The following is a 19,295-nucleotide window of genomic DNA, read 5'->3' on the forward strand; positions in this document are numbered from 1 at the left end:
ATCGTCAGCCCAGGAGCTTCTCCATGGTGTCGATCTCGGCCGTCTGGGACTCGATGATCGTCCCGGCCAGGTCGACGGCGGGCTTGAACCGGCCCTCGTCCTGCTCGGTCTCGGACATCTCGATCGCGCCCTCGTGGTGCTCGATCATCATCGTCAGCCACATGTCGCCGAACTCGGCGTCAGAGGCGTTCTCGAGGGCGTCCATGTCCTCGGCCGACATCATCCCGGGCATGTCGTCGTCCATGCCCTCCATCGCGTCGGACATGCTGCTGTCCTCCTCACCGTGACCCTCGTGACCGCCGTTGACGTGGTCGCGCATGGTCGAGGGCACTTCCTCACCCCACTCCTGGAGCCACCCGGACATGGTCTCGATCTCGGGGCTCTGGGCCGCGCGGATCGAGTCCGCGAGCTCTTGGACCTCGGGCTCGAGCTCGCGGTCCATGGTCAGGTCGACCATCGACAGCGCCTGGGCGTGGTGCTGGATCATGTCGGTCGCGAAGGCGACGTCGGCCTTGTTGTGCTCGGTCTCCGAGAGTTCCTGTGGCTGGGCGCTCTCCTCGCTGCCACCGCAGGCGGACAGTGTCAGCAGCGCGGCCAGGCCTGCCGCCGCCCAGGTTGTGCGGATGAGGTGTCGTTGCGTACGCATCTGTTGTTTCTCCTCGTCATGTGCTGTTCTCGGGCATCGCCGACCCGGCTGCGGACCGAGGCGCGGGCCTCGGATCGCGGCCAGGTCAGGCTGCTCAGCACCTGATGACGGAGTAAGCCCATGCGGAGGGCGGGCCGGTCGCGGGATGGGTGGCGCGGGGCGGGGACACCGTGCTGTGGGACCAGCTGAGGGCCCGGCGGAACCACCAGACGGGCGTACGCCGCCACAACCCGCTCAGGAGCAGCACGCCCGCCGCGAGCAGGAACGCGACGCACATCATCATCGCCGCATGTCCCTCACCGCCAGGGTGATCAGCGGGAGCGGTCGATCCGTGCTCGGCATGGTCGAGAGCATGGGAGTGGTCGACGTGGACCGCGGGCAGGCTCAGCGAGGCGTGCTCGCCACCGGCGCGGGTGCCGTGAAGACTCAACGCGTGCATGGCCAGCAGGCCGGCGACCGTGACCACGACCGCTGCCAGCAGACCGACGCGCGCGACCCGGGTCGTTCGCTGCTGTCGTCGCGCTGCCGTCCACACACAGCACACCCTAAGGAGTCGTCCGCCGTCGGACAAAGCGGGCTCGGGGTCGGGATACCGCTTGCGGACGTATACCCCCATGGGGTATGAATTGCGGAGTAGGAACAGCCAACGATCGAGCAAGGGAGCGACATGACGTCGCACGACGAGCACGCGCACGCCGGACACGACCACGCCGAGCACCAGCACTCGGTGCACGAGGGTCACGGCGACCACGGCGGGCATACCGGACACGGTGGGCACGCCGGGCACGGTGGGCACGCCGGGCACGGTGGCGGGATCAACGCGATGGCGGCGAGCGCCACGCTGCACTGCCTCACCGGGTGTGCGATCGGTGAGATCGCCGGACTGATGATCGGGACTGCGGTCGGGCTGAGCACGGGATGGACGATCGTCCTGGCCGTCACGCTGGCCTTCGTCTTCGGCTACACCCTCTCGACGCTGCCGCTGCTCAAGTCGGGTCTGGCCGTGGGGGCGGCGTTCAGCGTCGTGCTCGCCGCCGACACCCTCTCGATCGCGGTGATGGAGCTGGTCGACAACCTGATCATGGCGCTCATCCCCGGCGCCATGGAGGCGGGCCTGGTCAACGTCGTGTTCTGGGTCGCGATGATGATCGCGCTCTCGGTGGCCTTCCTGGCGGCCTTCCCGGTCAACCGCTACCTGCTCCAGCGAGGCAAGGGGCATGCGCTCACGCATCAGTACCACGGTGCGGAGCCGGTCCGGGAGGGCTTCCGTCGCTTCATCCCGTCGTTCTCCACCGGGGCGCTCGCGGCCGTGATCATCGCGTTCATGCTCGGTGGCCTGTCGGTCGCTGTCGCCGACGAGCTCGGCGGCTCGACCCCTGCGGAGCAGAGCGAGATGCAGGGACACTGAGGACCTGGCCTCCCCGACACGCCCGAACAAGCGTTCGCATCGAACGCTTGTTCGGGTTAGTCTGTCGTGGTAGGTGGAGCGTGGTTCGTGCTATCGACCAGGCAAAAAACCGGGTCGTGAAACACCGTGCCAGAGGGTCCCGTTCAAAACTGTCGGTGGTCCCGTCTAGCGTCTGCCTTGATGACGACGAAGGCACGTGGACAAGCGGCAGGCAAGGGGAAGAAGTCTGCCCCTCAGGAAGGAAAGAACATGGCGGCAGGTGATCGCGAGAAGGCATTGGACGCCGCTCTCGCCAACATCGAGAGGCAATTCGGCAAGGGCTCGGTCATGCGGCTGGGCGACGAGACGAAGGCCCCCCTCGAGGTGATCCCGACCGGCTCGATCGCGCTCGACGTGGCGCTGGGCCTGGGTGGTCTGCCTCGCGGGCGAGTCATCGAGGTCTACGGTCCGGAGTCCTCGGGTAAGACGACGGTCGCGCTGCACGCCGTGGCCAACGCCCAGCGCGCCGGCGGCATCGTGGCGTTCATCGACGCCGAGCACGCGCTCGACCCGGAATACGCGAAGAACCTCGGCGTCGACACCGACGCCCTGCTGGTCTCCCAGCCGGACTCGGGTGAGCAGGCGCTGGAGATCGCCGACATGCTGATCCGCTCGGGTGCGCTCGACCTGATCGTCATCGACTCCGTCGCGGCGCTGGTGCCGCGCGCCGAGATCGAGGGCGAGATGGGTGACAGCCACGTCGGTCTGCAGGCTCGACTGATGAGCCAGGCCCTGCGGAAGATGACCGGTGCGCTCAACAACTCCGGCACGACGGCCATCTTCATCAACCAGCTGCGCGAGAAGATCGGCGTGATGTTCGGCTCGCCCGAGACCACGACCGGTGGTCGAGCGCTGAAGTTCTACTCCTCGGTGCGACTCGACGTGCGCCGGATCGAGACGCTCAAGGACGGCACCGACATGGTCGGCAACCGCACCCGCGTCAAGGTCGTGAAGAACAAGGTGGCCCCGCCGTTCAAGCAGGCCGAGTTCGACATCATGTACGGGAAGGGCATCTCCCGCGAGGGCGGCCTGATCGACGTCGGTGTCGAGGCTGGCCTGGTCCGCAAGGCCGGCGCTTGGTACACCTACGAGGGTGACCAGCTCGGTCAGGGCAAGGAGAACTCGCGCAACTTCCTCAAGGACAACCCCGACCTGGCCAACGAGCTGGAGAAGCGGATCCTGGAGAAGCTCGGCGTCGTGCCGACGGTCGAGGCTGAGAGCACGCCCGCGGCCGAGCCCGCCGGCGTCGAGGACTTCTAGGCCCCTCCGACCCCGTGGCTTCGTCCAAGCGTGACCGCTCGTCCACCCAGGATCCCTGGGTGGACGAGCGACCCGCGCCCGACTGGCTCGGAGACGTCTCCCTCGGCGTCGAGGCATGGGCCGGCAAGACCCCCACGGTCGAGCCGTCGCCCCCGTCGGTCGAGCCGTCGTCGCGACGACGGAGCGACGACGTGTCGAGGCCAACACGGTCGCGTCGACGGCAGAGCCGCCCGGCCGACCCCGCAGACCCCAGGAACGATCCCGAGCCCGACCACGAGGCGATCGCCCGCAAGATCCTCCTCGACGCCCTGACCGGCCAGGCGCGCAGCCGCAAGGAGCTCGCCGACAAGCTGGAGAAGAAGGAGGTCCCGGCCGCGCTGGCGACTCGGCTGCTGGACCGCTTCGAAGAGGTCGGCCTGATCGATGACGAGGCCTTCGCGAAGGCCTGGATCGCCAGCCGCCAGCCCGGAAAGGGCCTCGCGCGTCGTGCTCTGGCCCAGGAGCTGCGGCGCAAAGGCATCGACGACGAGGTGGCCCGCGACGCCCTCGACGAGATCGACCCCGACGACGAGCGCGAAGCCGGCCGCCGGATGGTGCGGCGCAAGCTGCGCTCCCTGGAACGCTTCGACGACCAGACCAAGACCCGGCGTCTGGTCGGGATGCTCGCCCGCAAGGGATACGGCGCCGGTGTGGCCTACAGCATCGTTCGCGAGGAGCTCTCGCTCGCCGATGACGATGACGCCGGTGGTCTCGTGTCAGAATCCGATCTGTGAGTGAGCAGCAAGAGCGCGAGATCCTGACCTACGACCTCTTCGGCACCGCGGTGCGCGACATCGCCCAGCAGGTCGTCGACAGCGGCTACGAGCCCGACATCGTGCTCTCCATCGCCCGTGGCGGTCTCGCCCTCGGGATGGGCCTGGGCTATGCGCTCGACGTGAAGAACCTGTCCGCGGTCAACGTGGAGTTCTACACCGGCGTCAACGAGCGTCTCGAGGTCCCGATGATGCTCCCGCCGACCCCTGCGGCCGTCGACCTGACCGGGATGAAGGTGCTCATCGCCGACGACGTCGCCGACACCGGCAAGACGCTGGAGATCGTCCACGACTTCTGCGAGGGCCATGTGGCCGAGGCCCGCACCGCGGTGATCTTCGAGAAGCCGTGGACGGTGATCAACGCCGACTACGTCTACAAGAAGACCGACCGCTGGATCGACTTCCCGTGGTCCTCCCAGCCGCCCCTCGTCGACCGCCGCGGCGGCCTGGCTCACTGACCCGCCAGCGTTAGCCTGAGGGCATGTTCACGCCGGTCGCTGTCCATACCGGGACCCAGCGCCTCGGCGGGGTGACGCGCCCGGGGGAGAGCTGGGCGGCGGCGGCGACGAGGATCGCCGGGCGACCTGCGTACGCTGTCGACCTCTCGGGCGAGGTGAAGGAGTTCTCCTCCGACCCGATGCCGGTGGTGGCGCTGCGGCCGATGACCCGCGGCGACCTCCCGCACCTCGTCCGGTGGCTCAACGCAGAGCACGTGCACCGCTGGTACTCCGTCGACGGTGACCCCACGCCCGAGTGGGTGGCCGAGAACTACGGGCCTGACATCGACGGCACGACGCCGGTGACCTTCTGGGTGATCGAGGTCAACGGGCGCTCGGTCGGCTTCTGCCAGGACTACCGGATCAGCGACGAACCCGATTACGCCCTGCTCACGCCCGACCCGGACGCGATCGGCTTCGACTACGCGATCGGCGAGCCGGCCTTCGTCGGCCGTGGCATCGGGCCGCGGATGGCCTGGGTCTGGCTCACCTCGATCCCGCGCCGCTATCCCGGTGCGACGACCTGTTTCGCCGCGCCCGACCACCGCAACGCCGCCTCCTTGCGGATGCTCGACAAGGTGGGCTTCGAGCGGGGCACCTGGTTCGACGAGCCGCAACCCGACGGCTCGACGACCACGATGGTCGGCTGCTCGCTGGATCTTCGGCGCGTACTCGGGTAAGCCGCTCCGCTCGCCACGGTCGCGGGCCTATCGTCGGGACATGAGCGAGTGTCAGCGAGCGACAATCAGCCTCAGGCCGTCGCATCCGTATCCTTTCCATTTCCCAACGGAGGCGACGGCATGAGCCTTCTCGACGAGCTGCGGCTGCCGGCCGGACCGGTGGACCTACGGACGTACGACACCAACTCCGCCCCCGGCGTCGGCGCCGACAAAGTGACCGGCAAGCAGGTGCTCGCCGAGCTGGGCCCGACGCTGATCGAGCTGCAGACCAAGCTGTTCGCGTCGAAGGAGGGCGACGACCCGAGGCGGGTGCTGCTGGTCCTGCAGGGGATGGACACCTCCGGCAAGGGCGGCGTGCTCAAGCACACCGTTGGACTGGTCGACCCGGTGGGTGTGAAGATCACCAGCTTCAAGGCGCCGACCGAGGAGGAACGGGCCCAGGACTTCCTGTGGCGGATCGAGAAGGCGGTGCCGGAACTCGGCTACCTCGGTGTCTTCGACCGTTCCCACTACGAGGACGTGCTGATCGGCCGCGTCCGCGAGCTCGCCTCCCCGTCGGAGATCGAGCGCCGATACGGAGCGATCAACGACTTCGAGAAGCGGCTGGCCGAGGACGGCACCGTGATCCTCAAGTGCATGCTGCACATCTCGCCCAAGGAGCAGAAGAAGCGCCTCCTGGCCCGGCTGGAGGACCCGACCAAGCACTGGAAGTACAGCCCCGGCGACATCGACGAGCGTCAGCTGTGGGACCGTTACCAGGAGGCGTACGAGATTGCGCTGGAGCGCACCAACACCGAGTACGCTCCGTGGTACCTCGTGCCGAGCGACAAGAAGTGGTATCGCAACCTGGCGATCGGCGAGCTGCTCCTGGAGACCCTGGACCGGCTCGATCTCGACTGGCCCGCGCCCAGCTTCGACATCGCCGAGGAGAAGAAGCGACTGGAAGAGGACACCATCTCGTGAGTCTGGAGACGGTGCGGGTGACGAGATATGTCACTCCGCTCCGGGAGGGCGGCAGCCTGCCCGGGATCGTGGAGGCCGATGACCTCGGCACCTATGTCTGCAAGTTCCGTGGCGCCGGTCAGGGGCTGCGGGTGCTGGTCGCGGAGGTGATCGTCACCGGCCTGTGCCGGGCGCTCGACATCCCGACCCCCGAACAGGTCGTGCTCGACCTGGATCCCGAGATCGCGCGCTACGAGGCCGACGAGGAGGTCCAGGACCTCCTCAACGTGAGCGCCGGCCTCAACCTCGGCATCGACTTCCTGGCGGGTGCGTTCGGCTACGACGCCGCCTACGCGCCCGACCCGGCGCTGGCGGGCCGGATCCTGTGGATGGACGCTCTGATCGCCAACGTCGACCGCTCATGGCGCAACCCCAACATGCTGCTGTGGAACGGTGCCCTCTACGTCATCGACCACGGGGCCTCGCTCTACTTCCACCACGTCTGGCCCGGGGGAGGCGGCGATCCGGCGCGCTACGCAGCGCAGCCGTTCGACACCTCCGAGCACATCCTGCGTGCCTTCTCCGCCGAGGCGCTCGCCCAGAACGACGACCTCGCTGCGCGTCTGGACGACGCGGTGCTGGAGAAGGTGCTCGCCGACGTACCCGACGAGTGGCTCGAGCCGGTCCCCGGCTACGGCACCCCCGAGTCGCTGCGCGAGCGCTACGTCGCGTTCCTGCGCGCCCGCCTCGACGGCGGGCGTCCGTGGCTGCCCGCGGCCGAGCCCGCGCAGGGGGCGTGATGGACGCCTACCAGTACGTCGTGCTCCGCTGCGTACCCCGTCCCGAACGCGAGGAGTTCCTCAACGTCGGCGTCGTCCTCTACTGCCCCGAGCAGAAGTTCCTCGCCGCCCGCTGGGCGCTGGACGAGCAGCGCCTGGCGACCTTCGCTCCGGGGCTCGACCTGTCTCTCGTGCGTGCCGCGCTGGAGTCGGTGGATCTGATCTGCGCAGGTGCGGCCCACGCCGGCTTCGGCGCGGGCATCCGTTCCACGGCCTACGGCATCCGGGCACTCTCCGACAACGAGTCCGCCCGCTTCGGCCTCCTCAAGGCGCCGAAGAGCACCGTCCTCCAGCCCGGCCCCGTCCACGGCGGCATGACCAGCGACGCTGCCGCCGAGCTCGAGCGCGTCTTCGCCCACCAGATCGCCTGATCGTCGAGGCGTCACCCCGGTCGGCCGAGACGTCAAATGCGTCGGCCGAGTGGTCACTGAAATGACCACTCGGCCGACGCGAGTGACGTCTCGGCTGGGTCGGATCAGACCGGGACGAGTTCGACCGCGCCGACGGCGTAGCGGGCCAGGATGGTGCGGGCCACCTCGGGGTGGGCGCCCATCGGGTCGCTGACCGCGACGGCGCCGGCCTCGAGCGCGAGCTCCTTGGCCCGGTCGGGCAGCTGCCCGGGAGCCAGGAAGAGCATGCCGACGGCGATGTGGCGGCGACCCTCGGCGCGGAAGGCACGGACGGCCTCGCCGGTCGCGGGCGGAGCGGCCGAGGCGTACGCAGCCACGACCGGCAGCTTGTGGTGGGCACCCCAGATCCGGGCCAGTCGGGCCACCGACTGGTTGGCCAGCGAGTCCGAGGAGCCGGCGGCGGCCAGGACCAGCGCGTCGAGCTCGCGGACCCGGGCGGCCTTGAGGGAGGCCCGCAGGCGCTCGTCGAGCACCTGCAGGAAGACGCTCTCGAGGCCGAGGATCGCGCTGGTGTGGATGCGCAGGCCGGAGTGGCGCGCAGTGGCCTCGGCGATGACCGAGGGTACGTCGACGCGGGCGTGGAATGCCTCGGTCAGCAGGAGCGGCACGACGACGATCTCGTCGTGGCCGGCCTTGACCAGCTTGTCGATGACGGCCTGGAAACGCGGCCGGGAGTGGTCGAGGAAGGCGGCTTCGATGCGGAGGTCGGGGCGCAGGGCGCGCACCTCGGCGATCAGGGCGTTGATGGTCGCGGCGGACTGCGGATCGCGGCTGCCGTGAGCCAGGGCTACCAGAGCGGGAGCTGCCATTGTCTTCATCCTTCGGTGTTGCAGGGAAAGTCTGTGGTGTTCTGCGCCTTCGGGCGGCGCGGCCGGTTCAAGCGTGGATTCCGCACTCGGTCTTGCCGGTGCCGGCCCATCGCCCGCTGCGCGGGTCCTCACCGGGGGCGACCCGGCGGGTGCACGGCGCGCAGCCGATCGACGGATAGCCGTCATAGACGAGCGGGTTCACGAGTACGCCGTTGTCCTCGATATATCGCTCGACCTGCTCGTCGGACCATCGCGCCATCGGCGAGACCTTGACCTTCTGGCGTTTGGCGTCCCAGCCGATCACCGGCGCGATGACCCGGTTCTTGGTCTCCGCGCGGCGCAGGCCGGTGGCCCAGGCGTCGTAGGAGGCGAGCGAGTCGGCCAGCGGCTTGACCTTGCGAAGCGCGCAGCACAGGTCGGGGTCGGTCCGGTAGAGGTCCTTGCCGTATTCGGCGTCCTGCTCCGCCACGCTCTGCACGGGGGTGATCGTCAGCAGGTTGACCGGCATGGTCGCCTCGACGGCGTCGCGGGTGCCGATCGTCTCGATGAAGTGGTAACCGGTGTCGAGGAAGACCACGTCGATCCCGGGGACGACCTTGGAGGCCAGATGCGCGAGGACCGCGTCGCCCATCGACGACGTGATCGCGAACCGCTCACCGAAGGTGGCCGCGGCCCACTCGATGATCGTCTCGGCCGGGGCGAGCTCGAGCTCCGCGCCCCAGTGGGACACGATCTCGCGCAGCTCCTCGGGCGTTCGTCCCTCGGTGTCCACCGCGCGATTGGCCCGGGCGGCTGCTGTGCTGACACTCATCGGTGCGCCTCCTTCGTGGTTGCCCGAGAGATCTGCCCCAGTGACTTCAGCTGGAAGGCCCGCAGGCAGGCGCGGCACTCCCAGGACCCGTGCGTCGCCTCGTGCGGCCACAGGTCGGTCTCCCCGCAGAACGGGCAGTGGAACGGGGTGCTGGCACGTGAGGTCATGCAGGCACCTCGTCCAAGGTCTTCTCGCCACGGAGCAGCACTTCGTCGGCGCGCGCGGTCCAGGCCGAGAAGGTCTCGTCCTGCTCGCGGTCGGCGAGGTAGTTGACCACCAGCGCCGAGATGTAGTCGTCGAGCCCGGCCGAGGTCACCTTGTGCGCCCGCAGCTTGCGCCCGAAGTTGGCGGTCAGCCCGGTCGCACCGCCCAGGTGCACCTGGAAGCCCTCGACCTGGTTGCCGTCGTCGTCGAGGACCAGCTGGCCCTTGAGGCCGATGTCGGCGACCTGGGTGCGGGCGCAGGCGTTGGGGCAGCCGTTGACGTTGACGGTGATGGAAGCATCGAGCTCGGGGAACCGCGACTCGAGCGAGGAGATCAGGTCGCGGGCCCGGTCCTTGGTGTCCACGATCGCGAGCTTGCAGAACTCGATGCCGGTGCACGCCATCGTGTTCTGGCGCCAGTTGGAGGGCCGGGCGGAGAAGCCGATGGCATCCAGGTCGGTGACCAGGTCCTCGACGACCGCGGGGTCGACCCCGATGAGCACGATCTTCTGGTACGGAGTGAGCCGAGCGCCCTCGACGGCGAACTTCTCCATGACGCCGGCGAGCTCGACCAGGTGGGTGCCGGAGATGCGGCCGGCGATCGGGGCCAGGCCGACGTACTTCTTGCCGTCCTTCTGGTCGTGGATGCCGACGTGGTCGCGGTGACCCAGCGGCGACTCGGGGGAGGGGTTGGAGACGAGCGGACGCTCCAGGTACTCGTTCTCGAGCACCTCGCGGAACTTCTCCTTGCCCCAGTCGGCCACCAGGAACTTCAGCCGCGCCCGCGAGCGCAGCCGGCGGTAGCCGTAGTCGCGGAAGATGCCCGCGACACCGGCCCACACGTCGGCGACCTCCTCGAGCGGCACCCACACGCCGAGCTTCTCGGCCAGACGCGGGTTGGTGGAGAGACCACCGCCGACCCAGACGTCGAAGCCGGGACCGTGTTCGGGGTGGACGGTGCCGACGAAGGCGATGTCGTTGATCTCGGGCGCCACGTCGTGGGACGGGTGGCCGGTCAGCGCGGTCTTGAACTTGCGCGGGAAGTTCGAGAAGGCCGGGTCGCCCAGGTAGCGGGACTCGATCTCGCGCAGCGCCGAGGTGCCGTCGATGATCTCGTCGGCAGCGACGCCGGCGACGGGCGAGCCGAGGAACGGGCGCGGCGAGTCACCGCACGCCTCGGTCGAGTGCAGCCCGACCTCCTCGAGGCGCGACCAGATCTCCGGGACGTTCTCGATCTCGATCCAGTGGTACTGGATGTTCTCGCGGTCGGTGATGTCGGCGGTGTCCCGAGCGAAGTCGATGCCGATCTGACCGAGCGTGCGCACCGCGGCGGAGGAGAGCAGCTTGCCGTCGGAGCGGACCCGCATCATGAAGTAGCGGTCGTCGAGCTCCTCTTCCTCGAGGATCGCGGTCTTGCCGCCGTCGATCCCGGGCTTGCGCTGGGTGTAGAGCCCGAACCAGCGGAACCGACCGCGCATGTCTGCCGGGTCGATCGAGTCGAACCCCCGCTTGGAGTAGGTGTAGAGGATCCGGTCGCGAACGTTGAGCGGGTCGTCGTTCTTCTTCGACTCCTCGTTCTTGTTCAGCGGCTCGGTGTAGCCGAGGGCCCACTGACCCTCGCCCTTCTTGGGTCGCGGGATCTCGGTCCGGGTGGCGCGCTTGGCCTGAAACCGGTTGTCGCTCATGTCAGAGAAACCTTTGCGTCGGTCGTGGACGCACGGCGGAGCAGGGACGTGCTCGCGGCGAGCGCCCGGGATGTCTGTCGGGCGGCGGGCCAGCGGCTCGACGCGTGAAATTGCGGAGCGCTGGGCGTCAGTGGCGCCAACAGATCGAGCTGCGGATGCGGCAATAGTCCACGTGGCGTCGAACCACGAGGTGCGCATGTGTTGCAGCAGTGACCATGTCAAGGAGTCTCAGGTAGCGGACGGTCTGCACGCAATCCGGAATCCCGATATATGAGACGTCGGTCCGGTATGTGGGACGTTCCCGCTTGTTCACGCGGCGGATGTGGCCGAGGTCACCCCTTGGTCACGATCTGCCAACTCCCTGGAGTGGCCGAACATTCCCGCAGACGGTGATAGGTGACCTGCACGGCCCACTGGTGGACCACGATGCTGCTCTCGTCCGCGCGGCTGACTAGGCTGTGATCCATGAGCGATCTGTCTGCCCCGGTGAATTCAGGCACTGTGAGTTCTGCCTACAACCAAGCCCTCGAGGTCATCGCCTCCGTGGAGCCCCGCATCGCCGAGGCGACCAAGCAGGAGCTCGCCGACCAGCGAGCCAGCCTCAAGCTGATCGCGAGCGAGAACTACGCGAGCCCCGCCACGCTGATGACGATGGGCACCTGGTTCTCTGACAAGTACGCCGAGGGCACCGTCGGTCACCGCTTCTACGCCGGCTGCCAGAACGTCGACACCGTCGAGTCGATCGCCGCCGAGCACGCCCGCGAGCTCTTCGGCGCCGAGTACGCCTATGTGCAGCCCCACTCCGGCATCGACGCCAACCTGACGGCCTACTGGGCGATCCTCGCCCACCGCGTCGAGGGCCCGTGGCTGGAGAAGATGGCCGTCAAGAACATGAACGAGCTCTCCGAGGCGGACTGGGAGACGCTGCGCGCCGAGCTCGGCAACCAGCGCCTGCTCGGCATGAGCCTGGACGCCGGCGGCCACCTCACCCACGGCTTCCGCCCCAACATCTCGGGCAAGATGTTCCACCAGAACCAGTACGGCACCGACCCCGAGACCGGCCTGCTCGACTACGACGCCCTGCGCGCCAAGGCACGCGAGTTCCAGCCGCTGATCATCGTGGCCGGCTACTCCGCCTACCCGCGCCGGGTGAACTTCGCCAAGATGCGCGAGATCGCCGACGAGGTCGGCGCCACCCTGATGGTCGACATGGCCCACTTCGCCGGCCTCGTCGCCGGCAAGGTGTTCCAGGGCGAGGAGAACCCGGTTCCCTACGCCGACGTCGTCACGAGCACCTCCCACAAGTCGCTCCGCGGCCCGCGCGGCGGCTTCATCCTGGCCACCGAGGAGTACGCCCCGAGCGTCGACCGCGGCTGCCCGATGGTCCTCGGCGGCCCGCTCTCGCACGTGATGGCCGCCAAGGCCGTCGCCTTCGCCGAGGCGAAGCAGGAGAGCTTCCAGGCATACGCCCAGGACGTGGCCGACAACGCCAAGAGCCTCGCCGAGGGCTTCCTCAAGCGCGGCGCCAAGCTGGTCACCGGCGGCACCGACAACCACCTCGTCCTGCTGGACGTGACGAGCTTCGGCCTCACCGGCCGCCAGGCGGAGTCGGCGCTGCTCGACTCCGGCGTGGTCACCAACCGCAACTCGGTCCCGGCCGACCCCAACGGCGCCTGGTACACCTCGGGCATCCGCCTCGGCACCCCGGCCCTGACCACCCGCGGCTTCGGCGCCGACGAGTTCGACCGCGTCGCCGAGCTCATCGTCGACGTGCTGTTGAAGACCACCCCAGGCACCACGAAGGCCGGCGGTCCGTCCAAGGCGTCCTACGCCATCGAGGACGGCGTCGCCGACAACACGAAGGCCGCCGCGGCGGAGCTGCTCGCCAAGTTCCCGCTGTACCCCGGTCTCGACCTCGTCTGATCCCATGAGCGAGCGTCAGCGAGCGGCAATCAGCCTCAGGCCGCCACGTCCGTATGATCGCGCTTGCGCTACGGTCGTGGCGGCATGAGTGCTCCGAAGCGACCGAGCTCGATCCCTGGCGCGGAGGCCCCTGAGAAGGTGGTCCCGACCGCAGAGGTACGTGTCGTCACCGAGGAGGAGTGGCCAGCGCTGAAGAAGGTGCGCCTGGCCGCCCTCCAGGACACCCCGAGAGCGTTCTGGGCGTCCTACGACGAGGTGGTCACCTGGCCCGACGAGCGTTGGCGGCTGTGGGCGGCCTCGGGTGCCGCCTACATCGCCTGGCTCGGCGAGAAGCCCTCGGGCCTCGCCGCCGGGATCATCCACGACGACGAGCACCACCTGATCAACATGTGGCTCGCGCCCGAGGCGCGCGGTCATGGTCTCGCGGAGGGCCTCATCCAGGCCGTCGCCGGCTGGGCGCGTCGGGACGGCGCCACCGTGCTGACCCTGTGGGTCGTCGACGGCAACGAGTCCGGGCGCCGCCTCTACGAGCGTCTCGGCTTCGAGCTCACCGGTGAGACCCAGCCCTTCCCCGAGGGCGACCCGCGCACCGAGTCGAAGATGGCCCTGCGCCTCACCTGACCTCGGTCCCGACCACTAGAATCGGCCCGGTGACGGACGATGTCGAGGTCAGTGCGCTGGCCATCAACGTGAGCATCCCGGACGACCTGCAGTGGACCGACAGCAGACGGGACGTGGCGTTCCGGCTCACCACGCTCAACGTACGCCTCCTGCCCGACGGCCGCCTCGCCGCCAAGGCCTACGGCCGTCCGGTCGAGGGAGGCCGCGGCGCCTACACCTCGTTCCCGGTGCCCGACCGGCCCGAGCTGACCGGGCTCATCGGGGAAGCGGCGAAGGTCGCCGCGGAGCGCTGGCGCGCGGCGTACGCTCCGGAGCATGACGCCCGCTGAGGTCGACGCCTACCTGGCGACCCTGGACGGTTGCCGCCACAAACCGCGCGGCTGGTACGTCCACGATCGCCTGGTCGCCAGGCTCGTCGATCCGACGACGCTGCTCGTCCGGGTTCCGATCGAGCGACGCGAGGAGCTGATCGGACGCTGGCCGGAGGCGTTCGGCATCCCGCCGAGGCTCGAGGCGCACCACAAGATCGAGGTCTACCTCGACCGCGCCGCCCCCGACGCCGTGCGCGAGGCGATCCGGATCGCGTGGGAGTTCCAGCGCTGAAGGCGCCGGCGCGTTTGTGGAAACCGGCCCGGCGCTATGCCGGCTTGCGCCACACCGAGACGTGGCTCAGGGACTCGCTGGTGAACGCGGAGCGGTCCCAGCCGCCGTACCTCGCCTCCAGCGTCATGCCGGCGAGCCGGGCCATCAGGTCGCACTCGGCCGGCCAGATGTAGCGATGGTGGGAGGCGCCGCGTCGGTAGGTCTCGCCGTCCTTGGTGAAGTGGTGCGAGGTCAGCAGCTGTGTGGCGGTGTCCATGGTGTCGAGGCCGACGTGACGGTCGGAGACGTCGAACGTGGTCGCCACCGAGGTCGGTGGCAGCAGCCGCAGCGTCGGCACCCACAGCTCGATCACGAACCTTCCTCCCGGCGCCAGATGCCGGGCGGCGTTGGCGAAGCAGGCGACCTGCTCGTCCTGGGTCAGCAGGTTGGAGATCGTGTTGTAGACCAGGTAGACCAACGAGTACGTCCCCACCCCGGGCGCTTCGGCGGCAGCCATGTCGCCGACGACGACCGGGATCTCCTCCTCGGTGACCTTGCGCCGCAGGACGTCGACCATCGGCTGGGAGAGCTCGATGCCGGTGACCGGCACAACCAGGTCCCGCAGAGGTACGCCGATCCGCCCCGTTCCGATGGCGAGCTCGAGCGCGGGGCCGCCGTCGGCGACCTCGGCCAGGAAGCGGGCGACCGGTCCGGTCACCTCCGGTGAGTTGACCCAGTCGTCCGGGTCGTCGTAGCTCTCGGCCGTGTCGCGGGTCCACAGGTCGCTGCTCGTCATGGGCATCGACTCTGCCGGTCGGAGTGCCCCGCGCGCGAACGATTTACCGCCAGGAGTAGCCGACCTCGGGCCGACCGCCGCCGGGCCCGTAGCGGACCCCGCGCGTGGCCAGGCCCTGGTCGGCCAGGTGCTCGAGATAGCGCCGAGCGGTCACCCGTGACGCCCCGACCACGGCGGCGACCTCGCTCGCGGAGAGGTCGCCGCCGGCCTCGCGCAGCGCGGCCGTGACCGCCCGCAGCGTCTCCGCGCTCATGCCCTTCGGCAACGGAGTGCTGCCGGTGGGGCGCAGGGACCCGAGGAGCTGGTCGACCTCGTCCTGCACGACCTCCTCGGGAGCGGCGTCGAGGCGGGCGCGGTAGTCGGCGTACTGCTCGAGCTTGTCCCGGAAGGTCGCGAACGTGAACGGCTTGAGCAGGTAGAGCACGACTCCCTGGACGACGGCCTGACGCACCACCTTGGTGTCCCGCGCGGCGGTCACCGCGATCACGTCGCACAGGTGCCCGGCGGCCCGGAGCCTGCTGAGCAGCCCGAGCCCGTGGCCGTCGGGCAGGTTCATGTCGAGCAGGATCAGGTCCACCGGGGCGCCGGCGTCGCGGGCAGCGTCGAGGGCGCGCATCGCCTCCCGCGCCGAGCGCGCGACCCCGGCCAGGGCGAAGCCCGAGACCCGCCCGACGTACTCGGCATGCGCCTCGGCGGCCAGCCCCTCGTCCTCGACGACCAGCACCCGAACGGTCATGCTGCCGCCTCCGTGATGAGAGCAGCAGCGTACGGAACCGGGGGCATGAGCCCGATGGTCGCTCGCAGTCGCTCGTTCATGAGTCCACCTCCGTGGCGAGGGTGACCATGAACTCGGCGCCACCGAGGTGCGAGCGGCCGACGCTGACCGTGCCGTCGTGGCGTCGCGCGATCTGGCCGACCAGGGCGAGACCCAGCCCGCGGCCCGTGCCGGGCTCGGCCTTCGTGGTCCATCCGCGATCGAGGACGCGTGCGGAGGCGGCGGCGTCGAGGCCCGGTCCGCTGTCGCCCACCCGGACCGTGAGGGTGTCACCCTCGCCGGTGAGGCGGACCTCGATCTGGCGGGGTTCCACGTCGGCGACGGCATCGAAGGCATTGTCGACCAGGTTGCCCAGCACGGTCACCAGGTCGCGAGACGCGACGCCCGAGCCAGGTGGCAGCTCGCCTTCGATGCGCAGCTCGATGCCGCGCTCGGCCGCCTCGGCCGACTTGCCGAGCAGGAGTGCGGCGACGATGGGGTCCTCGACGGCGCCGACGACCTGGTCGGTGAGCAGCTGGGCGACCTGCAGCTCCTCGGTGGCGAACTCGACGGCTTCGTGGGATCTGTCCATCTCGATGAGCGACACCACGGTGTGCAGGCGGTTGGCCGCCTCGTGGTTCTGCGACCGGAGGGACTCGGTGAGCCGGCGTACGACCTCGAGCTCCCCGGTCACCGACCGCAGCTCGGTGTGGTCGCGCAGCGTCACCACGGCGCCGACGTCACGTCCGTCCCACCGGGCGGGGGCCGAGGAGACCACCAGCATCCGCTCGCCCGCGAGGTAGAGGTCGTCCGACTCGGCGGTGCGGCCGCGGGCGGCGGCGACCAGCCCGGGTGCCAGGCCGAGATCCTCGATCCGGGTGCCGACCACGTCCTCGGGGAGCGCCAGGAGCCGTCGTGCCTCGTCGTTGACCAGCTGGACGCGACCCTCCCCGTCGAGCAGCAGCAGGCCCTCGCGGACGGAGTGGAGGACGGCGGAGTAGTACTCGTACATCCGCGCCAGCTCGCGCTCACCCATGCCGTGGGTGAGCCGGTGCAGGCGCCGGCTCAGCAGCCAGGCACCGGCCAGACCGGCGGCCAGCACGAGAGCGCCGCACAGCAGCACGATCCCGACGTCGCGCTTGAGCCCGCGGTTGATGTCGCTGACCGTGATGCCGACCGACACCAGCGCGACGACCTCACCGTCGTCCTCGACCGGCACCACCGCCCGGACCGACGGCCCGAGCGTGCCCGTGTACTCCTGGGTGAACACCTCGCCGTCCGGCGCGCCGCCGAGGTCACCGACGAACTTCCCGCCGATCTGGTCAGGGTCGGTATGGGTGTAGCGGGTGCGGTCGAGGGCCATCACGACGACGAAGTCGGTGTCGGTGTCGCGGCGTACCTCCGTCGTCCACGGCTGGAGGCTTGTCGTCGGTTCGTCGCCGCTCAGGGCGGTGGTGAGGGTGGGCGAGTCGGCGACGGTCTCAGCCACGGCCACGGCGCGCTGCGTGGCGCGACTGTAAGAGTCGCGACGGGCATCGTAGGACGCCATCAGGATGCCGGTGACGACCAGCAGAAGCACTGTGCCGAACTGCAGGAGCAGGACCTGCTGGGCCACCGGACGGTCGCGGAGTCCGCGAGGTAGGGGCAGCGGGACACGAGGCACGTCCTCATTCTGGCCCACCTCGGCGGCATCCCCGAGATGCGGCGTCGGCGTCGCGAACACAACGAACACAACAGTGACGGTCGTCACGTTCTGCCGGAGAGTTGCCCGGGTTGCCTTGGAGGGCACCGGACGCAGCGGACCAGGAGGAACGATGAGTACGACCAGCAGCGAGACACGACCCAAGAAGGACCGGACACACTATCTCTACATAGCGGTGATCGTCGCGGTGCTGCTCGGCATCCTGGTCGGGCTGGCCGCCCCGTCGTTCGCGGTGCAGCTGAAGCCGATCGGGACCGCGTTCGTGAACCTGATCAAGATGATGATCCAGCCGATCATCTTCTGCACGCTGGTGATCGGGGTCGGCTCCGTGGCCAGCGCGGCCAAGGTCGGCAAGGTCGGCGGCCTGGCGCTGGCGTACTTCATCGCGATGTCGACCGTCGCCCTCGCCATCGGTGTGATCGTCGGCAACCTCATCGACCCGGGCACGGGCCTCCAGATCAGCTCGGACGCGTCCAGCGCGGGCCAGGAGGCCGCCTCGGAGGGTCACGGGAGCACCACGGACTTCCTGCTCAGCATCATCCCGACCAGCCTGTTCTCGGCGCTGACCTCCGGCGTGGTGCTGCAGACCCTGCTCGTCGCACTGCTGGTCGGGTTCGCGCTCCAGCGGATGGGCGAGTCCGGCAAGCCGATCCTCAACGCGATCATCGCGATCCAGAACCTGATCTTCCGTGTGCTCGCGATGATCATGTGGGCTGCCCCGGTCGGTGCCTTCGGCGCCATCGCCGGTGTCGTGGGGGAGACCGGTGTCGACGCGCTCAAGAGCCTCGCGGTGATCATGATCGCCTTCTACCTCACCTGCGGGATCTTCGTTTTCGTCATCCTCGGCGCGCTGCTCAAGCTGGCCACCGGCGTCAACCTGTTCAAGCTGCTCAAGTACCTCGCCCGCGAGTTCCTGCTGATCCTCTCCACCAGCTCCTCCGAGTCCGCCCTCCCGCGCCTGATCGCGAAGATGGAGCACGCGGGTGTCGAGAAGGCGACGGTCGGCGTGGTGGTCCCCACGGGCTACTCGTTCAACCTGGACGGCACCGCGATCTACCTGACCATGGCCTCGATCTTCATCGCGGACGCGATGGGTGACCCGCTGAGCATCGGGGAGCAGATCGGTCTGCTGCTGTTCATGATGATCGCCTCCAAGGGTGCTGCGGGCGTCACCGGCGCCGGCCTTGCGACGCTCGCCGGTGGGCTCCAGTCCCACCGTCCCGAGCTGGTCGACGGCGTCGGTCTCATCGTCGGTATCGACCGGTTCATGTCCGAGGCTCGTGCGCTGACCAACTTCGCGGGCAACTCGGTCGCCACCGTCCTGGTCGGGCACTGGACGAAGACCGTCGACCACGCCCAGCTCGACCGGGTGCTTGCCGGCAAGGACCCGTTCGACGAGACCACCATGATCGACGACCACGCCGCCTCTCCGCCCCCGGCGGAGGACGAGAAGACGCTGGTCTGATCCCGTCGACGCCGAGGCCGTACGCCGCACCCCGATGCGCCGCGTACGGCCTCGGCGTCGGTCTACCTGTTGCGGTAGAGGATCCGCGCCAGCTCGAACGGCGCGACCCGCCACGGCCCGATCGGCTCGTCGTCGAGCCCGATCCGGCCGAGCGCGGCGATGATCCACGAGAACGCGAAGCAGCCGATGCCGGCGACGGCCCAGATCCCGACCGTACGCCAGGCCAGGTCGCCGCCGAAGGCTCGGAAGATGCCGACGACGGCACCGATCACGGCGATCGCTCCGATCAGCCAGAAGAGGATCGCGCAGATGACGGCCGCCAGCCGGCCGGCCACTGCCAGCGGGTCGCGAGGAGGCTCGTGATGAGGTCCCTGATGGGGAGCGTGGGGATAGTTCATTTGGTGGCTGATT

Annotated in this window: 23 protein-coding genes; 13 read left to right on the forward strand and 10 right to left on the reverse strand. The window is 69.2% G+C overall.

Going from position 1 to position 19,295, the window contains the following annotated elements; genetic code table 11:
• Window positions 1-4: 4 nt before the first annotated feature.
• Window positions 5-646: a DUF305 domain-containing protein gene (locus WBG06_RS13315; protein WP_336737270.1), complete on the reverse strand. Its 642-nt coding sequence runs from the start codon at window positions 644-646 to the stop codon at window positions 5-7.
• 94 nt (window positions 647-740) lie between these two features.
• On the reverse strand, window positions 741-1,181 hold the full coding sequence (locus WBG06_RS13320; RefSeq protein ID WP_336737271.1) for a DUF6153 family protein: 441 nt from the start codon (window positions 1,179-1,181) through the stop codon (window positions 741-743).
• A 132-nt stretch (window positions 1,182-1,313) separates the two neighbouring features.
• On the opposite strand from WBG06_RS13320, the gene WBG06_RS13325 reads away from it, so the two are divergent.
• The 8 genes from WBG06_RS13325 to WBG06_RS13360 all read left to right on the forward strand — a co-directional run bounded on the left by WBG06_RS13325 (window position 1,314) and on the right by WBG06_RS13360 (window position 7,494).
• Window positions 1,314-2,054, forward strand: a complete 741-nt coding sequence (locus tag WBG06_RS13325) for a DUF4396 domain-containing protein (protein ID WP_336737272.1) — start codon at window positions 1,314-1,316, stop codon at window positions 2,052-2,054.
• 249 nt (window positions 2,055-2,303) lie between these two features.
• Window positions 2,304-3,353: a recombinase RecA gene (gene recA, locus WBG06_RS13330; protein WP_336737273.1), complete on the forward strand. Its 1,050-nt coding sequence runs from the start codon at window positions 2,304-2,306 to the stop codon at window positions 3,351-3,353.
• A 59-nt stretch (window positions 3,354-3,412) separates the two neighbouring features.
• Complete coding sequence (locus WBG06_RS13335; protein WP_336737274.1) at window positions 3,413-4,126, forward strand: regulatory protein RecX; 714 nt, start codon at window positions 3,413-3,415, stop codon at window positions 4,124-4,126.
• The gene (locus tag WBG06_RS13340) at window positions 4,123-4,623 is read left to right on the forward strand and encodes a phosphoribosyltransferase (protein ID WP_336737275.1); all 501 of its coding nucleotides are present in this window, start codon (window positions 4,123-4,125) and stop codon (window positions 4,621-4,623) included. The genes WBG06_RS13335 and WBG06_RS13340 overlap by 4 nt, the downstream gene beginning before the upstream one ends.
• A gap of 23 nt (window positions 4,624-4,646) precedes the next feature.
• Window positions 4,647-5,342 (forward strand): GNAT family N-acetyltransferase, encoded by a 696-nt coding sequence (locus tag WBG06_RS13345; RefSeq protein ID WP_336737276.1) that lies wholly within the window; start codon window positions 4,647-4,649, stop codon window positions 5,340-5,342.
• Between the two features lie 120 nt (window positions 5,343-5,462).
• Window positions 5,463-6,305 (forward strand): PPK2 family polyphosphate kinase, encoded by an 843-nt coding sequence (locus tag WBG06_RS13350; protein WP_336737277.1) that lies wholly within the window; start codon window positions 5,463-5,465, stop codon window positions 6,303-6,305.
• On the forward strand, window positions 6,302-7,084 hold the full coding sequence (locus WBG06_RS13355; protein ID WP_336737278.1) for a HipA family kinase: 783 nt from the start codon (window positions 6,302-6,304) through the stop codon (window positions 7,082-7,084). The genes WBG06_RS13350 and WBG06_RS13355 overlap by 4 nt, the downstream gene beginning before the upstream one ends.
• Entirely contained in the window at window positions 7,084-7,494 is a 411-nt protein-coding gene (locus WBG06_RS13360; RefSeq protein ID WP_336737279.1) for a DUF3037 domain-containing protein, read from the forward strand. The genes WBG06_RS13355 and WBG06_RS13360 overlap by 1 nt, the downstream gene beginning before the upstream one ends.
• A 104-nt stretch (window positions 7,495-7,598) precedes the next feature.
• Here the strand turns inward: WBG06_RS13360 and WBG06_RS13365 are convergent, their stop codons facing one another.
• The 4 genes from WBG06_RS13365 to WBG06_RS13380 form a co-directional block, all read right to left on the reverse strand.
• A complete protein-coding gene (locus WBG06_RS13365; RefSeq protein ID WP_336737280.1) occupies window positions 7,599-8,342 on the reverse strand; it encodes a sirohydrochlorin chelatase in 744 nt (247 codons plus the stop codon).
• A 67-nt stretch (window positions 8,343-8,409) separates the two neighbouring features.
• Window positions 8,410-9,153 carry a phosphoadenylyl-sulfate reductase gene (locus tag WBG06_RS13370; RefSeq protein WP_141792939.1) on the reverse strand — a complete coding sequence of 248 codons (744 nt, stop codon included), beginning with the start codon at window positions 9,151-9,153 and terminating at the stop codon, window positions 8,410-8,412.
• On the reverse strand, window positions 9,150-9,320 hold the full coding sequence (locus WBG06_RS13375) for a hypothetical protein (RefSeq protein ID WP_336737281.1): 171 nt from the start codon (window positions 9,318-9,320) through the stop codon (window positions 9,150-9,152). Before WBG06_RS13375 ends, WBG06_RS13370 begins: the two co-directional genes overlap by 4 nt.
• The gene (locus WBG06_RS13380) at window positions 9,317-11,041 is read right to left on the reverse strand and encodes a nitrite/sulfite reductase (protein WP_336737282.1); all 1,725 of its coding nucleotides are present in this window, start codon (window positions 11,039-11,041) and stop codon (window positions 9,317-9,319) included. The genes WBG06_RS13375 and WBG06_RS13380 overlap by 4 nt, the downstream gene beginning before the upstream one ends.
• Window positions 11,042-11,506: 465 nt before the next feature.
• Here WBG06_RS13380 and WBG06_RS13385 point away from each other — a divergent pair, with 465 nt between their 5' ends.
• The 4 genes from WBG06_RS13385 to WBG06_RS13400 all read left to right on the forward strand — a co-directional run bounded on the left by WBG06_RS13385 (window position 11,507) and on the right by WBG06_RS13400 (window position 14,188).
• Window positions 11,507-12,964, forward strand: a complete 1,458-nt coding sequence (locus WBG06_RS13385; RefSeq protein WP_336737283.1) for a glycine hydroxymethyltransferase — start codon at window positions 11,507-11,509, stop codon at window positions 12,962-12,964.
• Between the two features lie 84 nt (window positions 12,965-13,048).
• Window positions 13,049-13,585, forward strand: a complete 537-nt coding sequence (locus WBG06_RS13390) for a GNAT family N-acetyltransferase (RefSeq protein ID WP_336737285.1) — start codon at window positions 13,049-13,051, stop codon at window positions 13,583-13,585.
• A 29-nt stretch (window positions 13,586-13,614) separates the two neighbouring features.
• Window positions 13,615-13,914, forward strand: a complete 300-nt coding sequence (locus tag WBG06_RS13395; RefSeq protein WP_336737286.1) for a hypothetical protein — start codon at window positions 13,615-13,617, stop codon at window positions 13,912-13,914.
• On the forward strand, window positions 13,901-14,188 hold the full coding sequence (locus WBG06_RS13400) for a hypothetical protein (RefSeq protein WP_336737287.1): 288 nt from the start codon (window positions 13,901-13,903) through the stop codon (window positions 14,186-14,188). The genes WBG06_RS13395 and WBG06_RS13400 overlap by 14 nt, the downstream gene beginning before the upstream one ends.
• 34 nt (window positions 14,189-14,222) lie before the next feature.
• Here WBG06_RS13400 and WBG06_RS13405 read toward each other — a convergent pair whose 3' ends face one another.
• The 3 genes from WBG06_RS13405 to WBG06_RS13415 all read right to left on the reverse strand — a co-directional run bounded on the left by WBG06_RS13405 (window position 14,223) and on the right by WBG06_RS13415 (window position 17,380).
• Window positions 14,223-14,963, reverse strand: a complete 741-nt coding sequence (locus WBG06_RS13405; protein ID WP_336737288.1) for a class I SAM-dependent DNA methyltransferase — start codon at window positions 14,961-14,963, stop codon at window positions 14,223-14,225.
• A 43-nt stretch (window positions 14,964-15,006) separates the two neighbouring features.
• On the reverse strand, window positions 15,007-15,699 hold the full coding sequence (locus tag WBG06_RS13410) for a response regulator (RefSeq protein ID WP_336737289.1): 693 nt from the start codon (window positions 15,697-15,699) through the stop codon (window positions 15,007-15,009).
• A 76-nt stretch (window positions 15,700-15,775) separates the two neighbouring features.
• Window positions 15,776-17,380 carry a sensor histidine kinase gene (locus WBG06_RS13415; RefSeq protein WP_336737290.1) on the reverse strand — a complete coding sequence of 535 codons (1,605 nt, stop codon included), beginning with the start codon at window positions 17,378-17,380 and terminating at the stop codon, window positions 15,776-15,778.
• Between the two features lie 151 nt (window positions 17,381-17,531).
• On the opposite strand from WBG06_RS13415, the gene WBG06_RS13420 reads away from it, so the two are divergent.
• Window positions 17,532-18,884 (forward strand): cation:dicarboxylate symporter family transporter, encoded by a 1,353-nt coding sequence (locus WBG06_RS13420; RefSeq protein WP_336737291.1) that lies wholly within the window; start codon window positions 17,532-17,534, stop codon window positions 18,882-18,884.
• A 62-nt stretch (window positions 18,885-18,946) separates the two neighbouring features.
• On the opposite strand, the gene WBG06_RS13425 is transcribed toward WBG06_RS13420, so the two are convergent.
• Window positions 18,947-19,282: a hypothetical protein gene (locus tag WBG06_RS13425; protein ID WP_336737293.1), complete on the reverse strand. Its 336-nt coding sequence runs from the start codon at window positions 19,280-19,282 to the stop codon at window positions 18,947-18,949.
• Window positions 19,283-19,295: the final 13 nt, after the last annotated feature.

The sequence above is a fragment of the Nocardioides sp. CCNWLW239 genome (assembly GCF_037137035.1).
Lineage (GTDB): Bacteria > Actinomycetota > Actinomycetes > Propionibacteriales > Nocardioidaceae > Nocardioides.